Annotated in this window: 14 protein-coding genes and 1 tRNA gene; 2 read left to right on the top strand and 13 right to left on the bottom strand. The window is 66.3% G+C overall.

All coding sequences use genetic code 11. The features are described from left to right. Nucleotides 1-100 precede the first annotated feature (100 nt). Entirely contained in the window at nt 101-532 is a 432-nt protein-coding gene (locus RN629_RS02565) for a response regulator (RefSeq protein ID WP_407033693.1), read from the top strand. A gap of 91 nt (nt 533-623) precedes the next feature. Beyond that, nucleotides 624-1,955 (top strand): AmpG family muropeptide MFS transporter, encoded by a 1,332-nt coding sequence (locus RN629_RS02560; protein WP_407033692.1) that lies wholly within the window; start codon nt 624-626, stop codon nt 1,953-1,955. Here the strand turns inward: RN629_RS02560 and RN629_RS02555 are convergent. The 13 genes from RN629_RS02555 to RN629_RS02495 form a co-directional block, all read right to left on the bottom strand. After that, nucleotides 1,945-2,373: a DUF6628 family protein gene (locus RN629_RS02555; RefSeq protein WP_407033691.1), complete on the bottom strand. Its 429-nt coding sequence runs from the start codon at nt 2,371-2,373 to the stop codon at nt 1,945-1,947. The genes RN629_RS02560 and RN629_RS02555 overlap by 11 nt on opposite strands. Nucleotides 2,374-2,465: 92 nt before the next feature. Then, nucleotides 2,466-3,785 (bottom strand): bifunctional folylpolyglutamate synthase/dihydrofolate synthase, encoded by a 1,320-nt coding sequence (locus RN629_RS02550; RefSeq protein WP_407033690.1) that lies wholly within the window; start codon nt 3,783-3,785, stop codon nt 2,466-2,468. Nucleotides 3,786-3,892: 107 nt separating this feature from the next. Further along, nucleotides 3,893-4,747 carry an acetyl-CoA carboxylase, carboxyltransferase subunit beta gene (gene accD / locus RN629_RS02545; protein WP_407033689.1) on the bottom strand — a complete coding sequence of 285 codons (855 nt, stop codon included), beginning with the start codon at nt 4,745-4,747 and terminating at the stop codon, nt 3,893-3,895. Then, on the bottom strand, nt 4,744-5,556 hold the full coding sequence (trpA, locus tag RN629_RS02540; protein WP_407033688.1) for a tryptophan synthase subunit alpha: 813 nt from the start codon (nt 5,554-5,556) through the stop codon (nt 4,744-4,746). Before trpA ends, accD begins: the two co-directional genes overlap by 4 nt. Beyond that, entirely contained in the window at nt 5,553-6,785 is a 1,233-nt protein-coding gene (gene trpB, locus RN629_RS02535) for a tryptophan synthase subunit beta (RefSeq protein WP_407033687.1), read from the bottom strand. Before trpB ends, trpA begins: the two co-directional genes overlap by 4 nt. Nucleotides 6,786-6,832: 47 nt before the next feature. Then, nucleotides 6,833-7,474 (bottom strand): phosphoribosylanthranilate isomerase, encoded by a 642-nt coding sequence (locus tag RN629_RS02530; protein WP_407033686.1) that lies wholly within the window; start codon nt 7,472-7,474, stop codon nt 6,833-6,835. 43 nt (nt 7,475-7,517) lie between these two features. Then, a complete protein-coding gene (gene pyrF / locus RN629_RS02525; RefSeq protein ID WP_407033685.1) occupies nt 7,518-8,192 on the bottom strand; it encodes an orotidine-5'-phosphate decarboxylase in 675 nt (224 codons plus the stop codon). 4 nt (nt 8,193-8,196) lie between these two features. Beyond that, nucleotides 8,197-8,523 carry a hypothetical protein gene (locus tag RN629_RS02520; protein ID WP_407033684.1) on the bottom strand — a complete coding sequence of 109 codons (327 nt, stop codon included), beginning with the start codon at nt 8,521-8,523 and terminating at the stop codon, nt 8,197-8,199. Between the two features lie 99 nt (nt 8,524-8,622). Next, the gene (locus RN629_RS02515; RefSeq protein WP_407033726.1) at nt 8,623-10,905 is read right to left on the bottom strand and encodes a patatin-like protein; all 2,283 of its coding nucleotides are present in this window, start codon (nt 10,903-10,905) and stop codon (nt 8,623-8,625) included. Beyond that, entirely contained in the window at nt 10,905-11,600 is a 696-nt protein-coding gene (locus RN629_RS02510; protein ID WP_407033683.1) for an endonuclease/exonuclease/phosphatase family protein, read from the bottom strand. The genes RN629_RS02515 and RN629_RS02510 overlap by 1 nt, the downstream gene beginning before the upstream one ends. Before the next feature lie 55 nt (nt 11,601-11,655). Further along, nucleotides 11,656-11,731, bottom strand: a tRNA-Thr gene (locus RN629_RS02505). A gap of 18 nt (nt 11,732-11,749) precedes the next feature. Next, entirely contained in the window at nt 11,750-12,610 is an 861-nt protein-coding gene (locus tag RN629_RS02500; protein WP_407033682.1) for a hypothetical protein, read from the bottom strand. Next, a complete protein-coding gene (locus RN629_RS02495) occupies nt 12,594-13,931 on the bottom strand; it encodes a replication-associated recombination protein A (protein ID WP_407033681.1) in 1,338 nt (445 codons plus the stop codon). The genes RN629_RS02500 and RN629_RS02495 overlap by 17 nt, the downstream gene beginning before the upstream one ends. Nucleotides 13,932-13,968: the final 37 nt, after the last annotated feature.

The raw sequence follows: 13,968 nt of genomic DNA, 5'->3' as shown, positions 1-13,968 counted from the left end.
TGCTGATACATAGGGTGCAGGGCAAAAGAAAATGTTTGCGTCGTTTCCGCAAGACGAAGCGTTACGGACGCACGAGCAAGGATGACGGACCTGACACGGGATGAGAATCTTCGGGCGTAAGAAAGGGCGGCTCGAAAGGCTGTTGGTGGTCGAGGACGAACCGTTGGTCGCCTTCGACACCGAACATGTGCTGGGCGCCGCCGCCTATGAGGTCGTCGCGACGGTCGACCGGGCGAGCAAGGCGATCGCGCTGATCGTCGGCGACCAGGCCATCGATCTGATCCTCGCCGATGTCCAGCTGGCCGACGGCAGCGGGCTCGACGTGGCACGGGCAGCGCGCCATCGTGGCATTCCCGTCCTCTTCGTCACCGGCACACCGCCGGCTGAAGCGTCCGAACTGGCCGAGGGTGTGCTGAGGAAACCCTATGGCCCGCGCGACCTGCTCATCGCCATCGCCGCGATCGAGGAAAAGCGGATGGGCAAGACACCCGCAAGGCTGCCGTCCGGCCTCAGGCTGTTCGCCGGAGCCTGATCCCTTAGCCCCCCGCAGCGCGGCGTTGCTCCCGGCCATCTTCGGCTCTACGGTCCGCCGTTTCACGGACAAGGTCAGGGCGAAAGACGACATGGCGGACGGTCGATGGGTTGGTGGTATACGGCCCTATGTCGAAGCTGCGCCGCTCGCCTCGCTAGCCCTTGGCATATCCTCGGCCTTTCCGCTGACCATGATCAACGCCACGCTCGCCAGCCGGCTGGCGGAGGCGGGGATCGAGAAGAAGAGCGTTACTGCGTTCGCCCTCGTCATCCTGGCCTATAATTTCAAGTTTCTATGGGCGTGGATCGTCGAGGGCGTGAAGATCCCGCTGCTCCACCATCTGCTGGGCCAACGCGTCTCCTGGCTGCTGGTCGTCGCGGTGCTGGTGTGCGTGGCCGCGATCGGCCTGGGGCTGTCCGATCCCCGGGTGTCACTGGCGCAGACGGCGATGGCCGCCATCGCGCTGGGTATCGCCGGGGCGACCTTCGACATCGTCATCGACGCCTATCGCATCGAATTGCTCGAACCGCGCCAATTGGGCGTCGGCGCGGGCATGGGCCAATATGGCTGGCGGATCGGTTCGGCTTTGGTCGCCTCACTGGCTTTGGTGATCGCATCGCGCGCGGGGTGGAGCGTCGCCTATCTTGCAAGCTGCGCCTTTGCGCTTCCAGCGGTGCTGACCGCCCTCGTCATGGGCGAGCCCAAGCGCCACCATGAAATCACCGCCAAGCGCCCTGCCGAAGGCGTGGTCCGTGCCGTCATCGGTCCGTTCGCCGAATTCTTCCGGCGGCAGGGTGCCATCGTCATCCTGCTCTTCATCTTGGTCCACAAGATCGGCGATACCATCGCCAACCTGACCTTTCGGCTGTTGTTCAACGATCTGGGGTTCAGCAAGGACGAGATCGCCGTCTATGACGTCGGTGTCGGCTTCTGGGCCTTGCTGATCGGCGTGTTTGTCGGCGGGGTTCTGTATGCCCGGTTGGGGATGAAACACTCCGTCCTGATCAGTCTGATCCTGATGGCGGTGTCCAACCTCTCCTTTGCCGGGCTGGCGGCGGCAGGCCATTCCAATTGGGGCATGGCGGGCGCGATCGGATTTGAGAATTTCGCCAGCGGCATTGGCGGCGTAACCGTGGTCGCCTATTTTTCGGCGCTCACCGATCTGCGCTTCACCGCCGCCCAGTACGCGCTGATCTCGGCCGCGGCGAGCGTGGTCGGGCGTATCATCAGCGGGACGAGCGCCGGAGCGCTGGTCGAACGCTTCGGTTATGTCGAATTCTACATATTGACCACGATCATCGCCCTGCCGGGCGTCGTGCTGTTCTGGTGGATGGCGCGGTCGGGGCTGGTCGATCGGTCGATCGGCAGCGCGGGCGTCGAAGCGCAGGGCGACGCCCCGGAGGGCAAACCGCTCACGCGGTGATCGGCCGCCCCTCGTCGGCAAAAGACGCCGCGACGGCCGCCGCGCTGGCCAGCACCCCGTCCACGCGCCGCACGCCGAGCAGGTCGCTCATCAGGAACCGGGCTTTCTCGGGCGCGATTTCCATCTGGGCGAGGATGGTCAACAGGGCGAATTCCGCCGCGGTCATTCGCGCGCAACAGCAAGGGGCGATGGCGATCTGACCCGCCGCATGGGCGGCAAGATCCGCCATCAGGGTCCGCATCAGCACCAATGGCCGCCGGAAATCCTGCCCGAACACCGTGAACAAGGTGTGCGCGGCGCGCGCGTCGGCCAATCCGTGCGCACCCATGCGCCGGATCGCGAACAAGGCGATCCGCGCATGGGGACAGCCCGGCAGGGCATGGGGGAGGGCAGTGGCGAGGGTGGCGGTTTCGGCCATCGGGCGGGACTCCGTGATTGCCCCACCATGCTAATCCTTCGCTATTGATAGTCAATCGCAAATAATGAGGGTCGGACTGCCTATTTGCCGCGTCACTGTGGCGCTTCGTCATTCGCACGCAGGACATCCCCTGCGAGGTATAGTGACCCGGCGATCAGCACCTTCACCGGCGCAGCGAAATGGCGGGTGATTTGTCGCAAGGCGTCGGCCGCATCGGCAGCCGGCCGGGTGGGAATGCCGAGTGCGTCCGCATGGACGGCCAGCGCTTCGGGCGGATGACAGGCATGATCGGGAACCGGGATCGTGACGACCAGATCGACCATCCCCGCCAGCTTGCGGATGACGGGCCCGGCATCCTTGTTGGCCAACATCCCGATAACGAGCGCGCTGGGCCCTCGCGACCGCCATCCGGTCATCAACCGTGCGACAGGAGTCGCGGCGGACGGATTATGCGCGCCGTCCAGCCAGCATACACTGCCATCGGGCAATATGCGGGTCAGCGGGCCGTCGGACAGTTGCTGCATCCGCGCGGGCCAGCGGGTCCGATCGGCGGCCAGTCGCAAGGCGTCGTCGTTGACCGCGATGGCCTGCTGATGCCGCAGCATCGCGACGGCCAGGGCAAGGTTGCGCGACTGGTGGGCTCCCGCGAGCATGGGGCGGGGCAGTCGCAGCGAACCGTTCCTGTCCTGATAATGCACGCTCCGCGCGTCGTTGTCGCTGGTCCAGCCGTCATGCCGCGCGAAGACCGGGGCACCGGCATCGCCAGCGACCTTGGCGATCGCGTCGCGGATCGGACGGGGATAGTCCATGGTCACGAGCGGGGTGTCGCGCTTGGCGATACCCGCCTTCTCGCGCGCGATGTCGACCAGGCGATTGCCGAGAAAGGCCTCATGGTCGATGCCCAGCGCGGCGATACCGCACACGGCCGGCGATGGCAGGATGTTCGTAGCGTCCAGCCGGCCGCCCAATCCCACCTCGATGATGGTGGCGGCGGCCGGTGTCCGCGCGAAGCAGAGGAAAGCGGCTGCGGTCGTTACTTCGAAAAAACTGGCCCCGATGCCATCGGCCTGGTCCAGCACCTCCGCCAGGACGGCCGCGAGCGCCGGATCGGTGATCAGGTCGCCCGCGATCCGGATACGCTCGTTGAAGCGGACGAGATGCGGGCTGGAATAGACATGGACGCGCTGCCCCGACGCCTCGATCGCCGCGCGAAGAAAGGCGCAGGTCGAGCCCTTGCCGTTGGTGCCCGCGACATGGAAGACGGGCGGCAGATGGTGATGCGGATCGCCGACCCGTCCCAGCAACTGGGTGATCCGTTCCAGCCCCAATATGTCGGCACCGGGCGACAGCGACCAGAGCCGATCGAGTTGCGCCTGGACGGCCGGATCGAGGGAGCGGGCATGGTCGGACATCGGCCTGTCTCAAACGAGGATATGAAAAGGGGCGGACCCCATGGGCCGCCCCTCTGGAGGCGTCACTCGCCAAAAGCGACGGCAGGAAATACCGGGATCAAGCCGGGTCAGGCGGCCTGACGCGATGCGGTCAGATAGCCGATCACCGTTGCCAGCCGTTGGCGCAGGTCGTGGCGGTGGACGACCATGTCGAGCATCCCGTGGTCGAGATAATATTCCGACGTCTGGAAATCGTCGGGCAGCTTTTCGCGGATCGTATTCTCGATCACCCGGCGACCGGCAAAGGCCAGCATCGCCTTGGGCTCGGCGATCTGGACATCGCCCAGCATCGCATAGGAGGCCATGACCCCGCCCGATGTCGGATCGGTCAGCACGACGATATAGGGCAGGCCCGCATCATGCAGCATCTGGATAGCGACCGTGGTGCGCGGCATCTGCATCAGGCTGAGAATAGCCTCTTGCATCCGTGCGCCGCCCGATGCGGTGAAGACGACATAGGGGCAATGATCGGCGATCGCGGCTTCGACGCCCCGAACAAAGGCTTCGCCGACCGCGAGGCCCATCGACCCGCCCATGAAGGCGAAATCCTGCACCCCGACGATCACCTTGTGGTCCAGGATCGTCCCGCGTGCATTGATCAGCGCGTCGGTTTCCCCATTCGCTCCGCGCGCGACCTTCAGCCGGTCCGCATAGCGTTTGGAGTCCCGGAACTTCAGCGGATCTTCGGCAACCTTGGGCGCGGGCAGTTCAACGGCACTGCCCTCATCGAGCAGGTGCCGAAACCGCGCCTTCGGTCCGATACGATCATGGTGATCGCATTTCGGGCAGACGTTCAGATTGTCTTCGAGTTCCTTGGTAAAGACCATCTGTCCGCAACCCTTGCACTTGTGCCAGAGATTGTCGGGCGTTTCCCGCTTCGCGACGAAGGGGATGACGTTGCGGACGCTGTGAAGCCAGCTCATGCGAGTTCCTTGCGCGCGTCGGCCAGCGCCGACGACAGAGTTTCAATATAGGCGCGGACCGGGGCAGGGGCCTGTGCCCCATGCTCGCCCACCAGGTCGACGATTGCCGACCCGACGACGACGCCATCCGCCACGCGTCCGATCGCCGCCGCCTGCTCGGGCGTGCGAACGCCGAAGCCGACCGCGACGGGGAGCGGCGTCGCAGCCTTCAACCGACCGACGGCCTCTTCGATCGAGGACTGCGCAGCCTGTTGCTGCCCGGTGATTCCCGCGACGGAAACATAATAGAGGAAGCCCTCTGCCCCCGTCAAAATGGTCGGCAGGCGTGTCGCGTCGCTGGTCGGGGTGGCGAGACGGATCGACGCCACGCCTTTCGCGCGCAGCGCGGCGCCCAGCGTATCGTCCTCTTCGGCGGGCACATCGACGCAGATCACGCCATCGACCCCGGCCTCGGCCACCGCGCTGGCGAACCATTCGGGGCCGCGCACGGTCATCGGATTGGCATAGCCCATCAGGATCAGGGGCACATCCGGATGACGTTCGCGGAACGCACGGGCGATCACGATGATGTCCGCGGTGCGGGTTCCGGCGGCCAGGCTGCGGATATTGGCCTTCTGGATCGCGGGGCCGTCGGCCATCGGATCGGTGAACGGCATCCCCAGCTCGATGACGTCCGCGCCGCCATCGACAAGTGCATCCAGGATCGCGGCGGTGTGCTCGGGCGCAGGGTCGCCAGCCGTCACGAAGGTGACCAGGGCGGCGCGGCCGGCACGGACGCAGCGTGCGAAGGCATCGGCGATCCGGGTCACAGCGTCACTCCCATGGCCTCGGCGACGGTGAAGATGTCCTTGTCCCCCCGGCCCGAAATATTGACGAGCGCGATCTGGTCGCGCGCCATGGTCGGCGCACGCCGCATCAGGCCGGCCAGCGCATGGCTGCTCTCCAGGGCGGGGATAATCCCTTCGACCTGGCAGCAAAGCTGAAACGCCTCCAGCGCCTCGGCGTCGGTCACGCCTTCATAGACGACGCGGCCGGTGTCGTTGAGCCAGCTATGCTCCGGTCCGATGCCCGGATAGTCGAGACCGGCCGAGATCGAATGCGCCTCGGTAATCTGGCCATCCTCATCCTGGAGCAGATAAGTCTTGTTGCCGTGCAGGATGCCCGGCTTCCCCCCGTTCAGGCTGGCCGCATGCTGCGCGGTGTCCAGACCATGGCCCGCCGCCTCGATGCCCAGCATCGCGACATCCGCCTCATCGAGGAAGGGGTGGAACAGGCCGATGGCATTCGACCCGCCGCCGACACACGCGATCAGCAGATCGGGCAGCCGGCATTCGGCCTCCATCATCTGCGCACGCGATTCGGTGCCGATCACCGACTGGAAGTCCCGCACCATCGCCGGATAGGGATGCGGACCCGCCGCCGTGCCGATGATGTAGAAGGTGTCGTGGACGTTCGCGACCCAGTCGCGCAGCGCCTCGTTCATCGCATCCTTCAGCGTCTGCGCGCCGGACGTCACCGGGCGGACCTCCGCGCCGAGCAGCTTCATGCGGAAGACATTGGGGGCCTGCCGTTCGATATCGCGCGCGCCCATGAAGATGGTGCAGGGCAGGCCGAACCGCGCGGCCACGGTCGCGGTCGCCACGCCATGCTGGCCCGCCCCCGTCTCGGCGATGATCCGCGTCTTGCCCATCCGCTTGGCCAGCAGGATCTGGCCGATGCAGTTGTTGATCTTGTGCGCGCCGGTATGGTTCAGTTCCTCGCGCTTGAAATAGACCTTGGGCCCCTTGCCCTCGGGCGAACGTTCCCGCAGCGTTTCGGTCAGGCGTTCCGCGTAATAAAGCGGGCTCGGGCGTCCGACATAATGGGTCATCAACCCATCGAATTCGGCCTTGAACGCCGGGTCGACCTGCGCGGCGTGATATTCGCGTTCGAGGTCGAGGATCAGCGGCATCAGCGTCTCCGCCACATAGCGGCCGCCATATTCGCCGAAATGCCCGCGCTCGTCGGGCTGGGCGCGGAAGGAGTTCGGGGCGTTCATCTCTTATCCCTTGGCACTTGCGGGGCAACCCGGCGCAAATGAACCTGTCACCGATGTGTCGCGACGGCTTTAAGGAACCTCGCGATCTTGTCCATATCCTTGATACCCGGCGCGCTTTCGACACCGGAGGATATATCGACCAGCGGCGCGCCGGTCCGGCGGATCGCCTCGCCCACATTCTCCGCGTCCAGCCCGCCCGAAAGGGCCCAGCGTAGCGGATGGCGCACGCCGTCCAGCAGGCTCCAGTCGAAGCGCAAGCCCATGCCACCCGGCAACGAAGCGTCATCCGGCGTCTTGGCGTCATACAGGATGCGGCTGGCCGCCCCGGCATAATCGCGGACCTTGTCGACATCGGCGCGCGTCTTGATCGCAACGGCGGCCCAGACCTCACGGTCGAAGCGCGTACGGATCGCCGCGACGCGGGCAGGTGCAGTGCGGTGGAGCTGGATCGCATCGAGCTGTCCGGCGCGTATCGCGGCCTCGAGCAGCTGATCGTCGGGATCGACGAAGACGCCAACCCGCTGGACATGCTCGGGCACGCGCCCCGCCAGCCCCGCCGCCACGTCGAAGGTCAGATGGCGTGGGGAGGCGGGAAAGAACACGAAGCCCACATGGCTCGCCCCACCGCCCAGCGCAGCATCGAGCGTGGCGGGGGTCGTCAATCCGCAGATCTTGGCCGTGGCGGGCATGGTCTTGTCCGATATGCGAGAGGGGGCGACGATAGTCCGGGGGTCAGAGTGTGGCGGCGATCGCGCGGGCCGCCGCGTCCGGGTCATCCGCTTGCGTGATCGGACGGCCGATCACCAGGATCGACGCCCCGGCGTCCAAAGCGGCACGCGGCGTCACCACGCGCTTCTGGTCGCCGACCGGCCCATCGGCCGGACGGACGCCGGGCACCACGAGAAAGCCCTTGGGCCAGGCCCTGTGAACCAACGCGACTTCGGCCCCCGAGCAGACGATGCCGTCCACCCCCGCCTCTGCCGCCAGATCGGCCAGCCGGCGCACATGATCGGCAGGCGATCCGATCACGCCGGTCTCGCCCAGGTCATTGGCGTCGAGGCTGGTCAACATGGTCACGGCGACGACCTTGGTCCCGGTCGGCGCGGCAGCCTTGGCGTCCTCCAGCATCGCGCGACCGCCGCTTGCATGAACGGTCAGGATGGCGGGGGCGAGCGGACCGAGCGCCTGTACCGCCTTGGCAACGGTGTTGGGAATGTCGTGCAGCTTCAGGTCGAGGAAGATCGGCAGGCCGATATGCGCGATCTCGCGGAAGCCGGCGGCGCCGTTCGCGCAGAAGAATTCCAGGCCCAGCTTGAGGCCGCCGACATGATGCCGGACGCGCTGCGCCATCGCGTGGGCGCGCTGCAGATCGGGCGTGTCGATGGCGACGTAGATGCGGTTGCTCATGAAATCAGACCGTCTTGGAAGGAAGGATGGGGGTAGCGTCGGGCACCGCGGGTGCCGCTGGCGTCGCAGGATGGGCGTGCTCGGTGATGGCGGTGGCCAGCGCGCTTTCGACCGCCGTCAGGTGCTGGCGCAAACGCCACCGCGCGGCATGCTGCCAGATCAGTGTCGGCACCAATCCCAGCAGGAAGGTCAGGAACAGCAGCAGCGGCAGGTTCACATCCGCGATCAGCCCGCCGACCAGCCGGATCTGCACGGTCGTCCAGTTCCCCATAGTGAAGGCCGCCACCAGAAAGGCGAGCAGACACCAGAATAGCATTTTCAGGAACTGCATATGCTTTCTCCGCCCGATCCCCGGTCCGCCGCCACTATGGCATGTCGGACATTGCGTTGGCGAGGCGGTCTAGCCGCGTTGGTCGGGCCTGACCAGCCTTCAGCCAATCTCCTGGCGGAGCGAGGCGATCAACGGGGCGATGGCTTGCAGCCGATCCGTCTCTTCGTCGAGAATGGCGTGAAAGGCCCTGCGCTTGAACGCTGCGACCCGTCCTGGTTTCATGCGGATCGTGGCGGGCAGGGTCGACACCGCAATGTCGATCATCCGCTCGGCACCGTGCAGCCTCCCCCAGAGATAGTCGTTCTCGCGGTAGCTCCGGCTGAAAAAGGCACCGAAGGTGAGGAACTGGATACCCTTCAGTGTGGCATCCGGCCCGCCCGAGCGGATCGCAGTGGCGTCATCGGGCGCGATCCGGTCGACCTTGATCGGATCGAATTCATCCAACCCTTCGCCCTGTAGCAGCGGCAGGGTCGCGACGTCGAAATAGGGGAAGCCGAGATAGGTCATCAGCATGGTGCGCCGGGCGACACGCGGCAACTCGGCCAGCGCGGCCGCCAGCCGGGCGTCGGTTTCGCCGTCGAGCCGCTCCAGGTCGAGCCGCGCCTGAAGCTGGTCGAGCACCGCGCCGGCATCGTTGCGCAACAGGCGGATGTCATGCGCCATGGCGGCGTGCCACGCCCCTTGCTGTCGTTCCAGATATGTCGCGAGGGAGTCGTAGACGACCTCCCGGATCGGGGCCAGTTCCGCCTCGCTATGGTCGCCCTCCAGTTCGGCGAGACGACGGGCGAGCAGGCGCAGGCGGCGGATGCGGAAGCCGAGATCAAAGGCACGCAGGAAGGTCCGGGCACCGGCGCTGGGGCCGCCCGTGAAGCTGATCGCCTCGCCATCGGCGCTACGCTGCGCGATGGTCCGCTCGATCGTCGCGCGCAGGCGTGTGCGATGCGGCTGTTCGCCGTCCCCGGTGGCATCGACACACAGCGCGACCATCGCGTCGATCACGTTGGCGATCTTCAGATGGCCATAGGCGGCATAGCTGAACCCAGCCTTGGCAGCGGCGGCGGCGTGCGCTCGCACCCGCCAGGACGAGAGCCGCGTGGCGGTGGGGCGATCGAGGAAGAAGGTGCGGCCGAACAGTTGTTCGATCTCATGTTCAACGTCCTCGCGGATCGCCGCGACGATCGCCTGCATCCGGTCGATCCGCCCCGAGCGGGCCGCAATCGCTTCCAGATTGTCGCGGATCGGCTGTTGCCGGGGCAATTCGCTGATCGCGCCGATGATTGTCTGGAAGAATCCCGGATGTCCACCGCCGCCGGGGAGCCGGAAGTGCATTCCCGGAAACGGATCGATGTACACGAACCGCCGGTCCACCTGCCGCCGGGCCGGGCGTCGCCCCAGCGCTTCGATCGCGGGGCCAAAGGGCGCGTTGACCAGCACCGATCCGTCGATCAGCACCGCTTTATCGGCGGCCCCCGCTGCATAATGCCGCGGCAGGACACGCCGCAGGAACGCGTCCCGGCTGCCCCATTCCTGCCCACGGCTTGCCAGGACGCGGTCGAGTTCGGCGACGGTGAAGGGGGGAAAAGCACCCGGAAAGCTTGAGGTTGCGCGTGCGGCGAAGACTAGCTCCGGGATCGCCGCCAGCGTCCCGTCGCCATCATCGCTGAAGTCCACCACCATGCGGTGTTCCGTTTCGACCACTTCGCTCGGCGAATGGAGCCGCAGGCGCTGGGGCTGGCCGGTGAAATCGGTGACGGTGACGAACAGGTCGAGCGGCTGGCCGGGAGGCAATAGGCGAGGCCCGCGCGGAGCGGCCGCCATCCGATCGAACGCCTCGAGCAGCTTGGTCGTGAAATCATCGGCGTCGAAGGGTGGCTCAAACCATCGGGATCGGACCAGATGGCTGATCTTGCCGCGCACTTCCTCGCGCGTGTCCTCGTCCAGCGCGGCGACATTCTCCCCGCTCCGTCCCGCGGCCATCCAGGCGATCGGCAACGCCCAGACCTTGGAGAGGCGGGAGGTGGGCGCCGCATCGGGTGCGATCAGCGATTCGATATCGGCTTCGTCCAGCCACAAATCGGTCAGCGGATCGAGCGATTGGCCGGTCGACAGCGCCTGCGCCAGGAAGATGCCGTTGATCCCGCCCGCGCTGGCCCCTGCGATGATGTCCGTCAGCACCCGGACACGAACGCCGCCACGCGTCGCCATCTCATCCAGCAGGTCGTGATAGACGGCATCGACCGCCGAAGCGGGTGGCGTACCCTCATGCGAGGCGCGGCTGGCGCGGACGATGCGCCAGATCTCCTTGGTGATCCCGTGCATGTAGACGGCCAGGCTGATGCCGCCATAACAGACCAGCGCGATCCGCAACTCCTTCTCGCGCATCACCGATTTCCGATCGTTGCCCAGATGGGCAGATGGTCCGACGCCTTGCGCGACTCGGCGGTTGCATGGACACCGCACGCCCCGATTTTCAGCTCTGGCGAGACCATGATCCGGTCCAGCCGCCCCATCGGCCGTCTGGCGTGGAAGGACGGCCCGGTATCGGCGATGGTGTAATCGCCGGAAAAGTCGCGCAGGCAGCCGGCGGCGCGGGTCCATTCGTTGAGGTCGCCCATCAGCACCGTCGGATGGCGGTGGGTACAACTGGCCAGGTGCGCCAGGATGGTCGCGGCCTGCCGCCGCCGCCACAGGCCGGACAGGTCGAGATGCATCCCGACGACGCGAATGACGCCCGCCGAGGTGCGCAGATCGGCCATCACCGCGCCGCGTGGCTCCAACGAGGGGAGGTGGATCGCCTCGAAATCCAGCACATCGATCGTCTTGCGCACCAGCAGCGTGTTGCCGTGCCAACCGAGCGATCGCGCCTTCATGCCGTACACGATCGGCTTCCATTCGCTGTGCTCGTCCAGCATATGGAGCGGGATCACCCCCTCTCGCTCGCCGAACCGGCGATCGGCTTCCTGGAGCGCAACGATATCGGCGTCGACCTCGCGCAGGACATCGAGAATCCGGTCCGGGTTACGGCGTCGGTCGGCGCCGATGCCCTTGCGGATGTTGTAGCTCGCGACCTTGATCATTTCGCGACTGTAACGCCGCGCGACGCGATTGGTGCCGAAAAGCATATCGAAGGGGTGGTGCCGGTTGAGGGGCTCGAACCCCCGACCCCCTGATTACAAATCAGGTGCACTACCAACTGTGCTAAACCGGCATTCGCGCTTTCCATGCGTCAAGATACGCCGAAGGTCCAGCCCTCCGTCGCCGCAATGTGTGGCGTCATGCCGGCTGGCCGCCACAGATCCGCGCGCGTTGCCGCGTTGCGCAGCCACGCCGCCGCCAGGATCGCATCGGTGCTGTGATCGTCATAGACGGGCAGGGGGACATGACACCGGCTGCCGAGCCGGGCCAGCGCATCGTCGAGCGTCGCCGCGTCCCGGATCTTGCTACGCCCTGCGGGCCGGCCGCCGTCCCGCGCGGCGATCGCGGTGTAGATTTCCACCACGACAGCACCCTGGGACCGCACCGGGTCGAACGGCCAGATCATCATACGGCCATCGAGCCGATGCAGCAGCCGCATCCCGGCAAAGCTCGCCTTCGCCACCTGCGCCGCGCCGATGGCATCATAAATGGTCGAAGGCTTGCGCGCGCCATCACGCGAGACCTCGCACCGTCGCCAATGCAGGAAGTCGGCCTTCCGTCCGTCCACGGCACCAAGGTAGAAATGGCGCCCGCGTCGCGCCTCCAGAAAGCTGCGCGCGCCCAGATCGGGATCGTCGCATGCCTGCTCGACATAGCGCCACAGCGCCTGTGCGCTGGGGGTATCCGGCTCGCCGGGCAAATGCGCGCCGCGTTCGACAAAGGGTGCCGAGAAGCTGAAGTCGAAGCCGATCAGCAGAGCCTCTGCCGCATGGTCGAGCAGCCAGTCGAGCACGGCCTGGCGCGACCAAGCCCGTCCGGGCGGCGCGACGATCCCCGGCGCGGCGTCGCCCCGATCGCAGCGCGCCATCCGAATACCCTTATGGGCCACGCCATGTGCCCCCGACCAGTCGATCGCGACGAACCCGGTGAAGCGATCAGCCGCGACCGTCATCCCGGCCCGCCTGCAACACCTGCCGCCGTTCGTCCCACCACGCCATGCGCTCGGCGATGCGCTTTTCCAGGCCGCGTCCGGACGGATCATAGAAACGCTGCGGCGGCAGTTCGTCCGGCCAGTAATTGGCGCCCGAAAAGCCGCCATCGCTATCATGATCATATTGATAGTCCGCGCCATAGCCGATCTGCTTCATCAGCTTGGTCGGCGCGTTCAGGATATTGGCGGGTGGCATCAGCGACCCGGTCTCCTTGGCCATCCGCCAGGCCTGTTTCTGGGCCAAATAGGCGGCGTTGGATTTGGGGGCCGTCGCGCAGTAGAGACAGGCCTGCACGATCGCCAATTCGCCCTCGGGTGAGCCGAGGAACTCATAGGCATCCTTGGCGGCCAGACACTGGCTGAGCGCCTGCGGATCGGCAAGCCCGATATCCTCGATCGCGGCACGGGTCAGCCGCCGCAGGACGTAAAGCGGCTCCTCGCCCGCCGTCAGCATCCGCGCAAGATAGTAGAGGGCGGCCTGCGGGTCGGATCCGCGAATGGATTTATGCAGCGCGGAGATGAGGTTGTAATGCCCCTCGCGATCCTTGTCATAGACCGCGACGCGCCGCTGGAGAAACGAGGACAGACCGGCCGCGTCGAGGGGTTCGGGCAGTTCGACGGAGAACAACGTTTCGGCCTGATTGAGCAGGAACCGGCCGTCTCCATCGGCGCTGGCGAGCAGGGCTTCTCGCGCCGCCGGTTGCAGGGGAAGGGGACGGTCCATCTCCACCTCCGCACGCTGGAGCAATTGCTCCAGCGCCGTCTGGCCCAGCCGATGCAGGATCAGCACCTGTGCCCGGCTGAGCAACGCCGCGTTCAATTCGAAAGACGGGTTCTCGGTCGTCGCGCCGACCAAGGTGACGGTGCCATCCTCGACAAAGGGCAGGAATCCGTCCTGCTGCGCGCGGTTGAAACGATGGATCTCGTCCACGAACAACAGGGTGCGCTGCCCCAGCCGCCCATGATCGCGCGCCTCGGCAAAGACCTTCTTCAGATCGGCGACGCCCGAGAATACGGCGGACACGGCGGCGAAGCGCAGCCCGACGGCGGCGGCCAGCAATCGGGCAATCGTCGTCTTGCCCGTTCCCGGAGGCCCCCACAGGATCATCGAGGACAGCCGCCCCGCCGCGACCATGCGTCCGATTGCGCCTTCCGGACCCGTCAGATGATCCTGCCCCACGACATCGGCCAACTGCTCGGGCCGAAGGCGATCCGCCAAGGGGGCATCGATCGGCGTGGAGGGGGCGGGAGCGGGGTCCATTCCCGCAAACAGGTCGGCCATGCCCGACATGTAGGGGGTCGAGCGCCGATCGTCATCC

Source organism: Facivitalis istanbulensis (genome assembly GCF_040560405.1).
Classification (GTDB): Bacteria; Pseudomonadota; Alphaproteobacteria; order Sphingomonadales; family Sphingomonadaceae; genus Sphingomonas; species Sphingomonas istanbulensis.
Note: the sequence above shows the minus strand (reverse complement) of the source record. Positions and strands in the feature narration are given on the sequence as shown.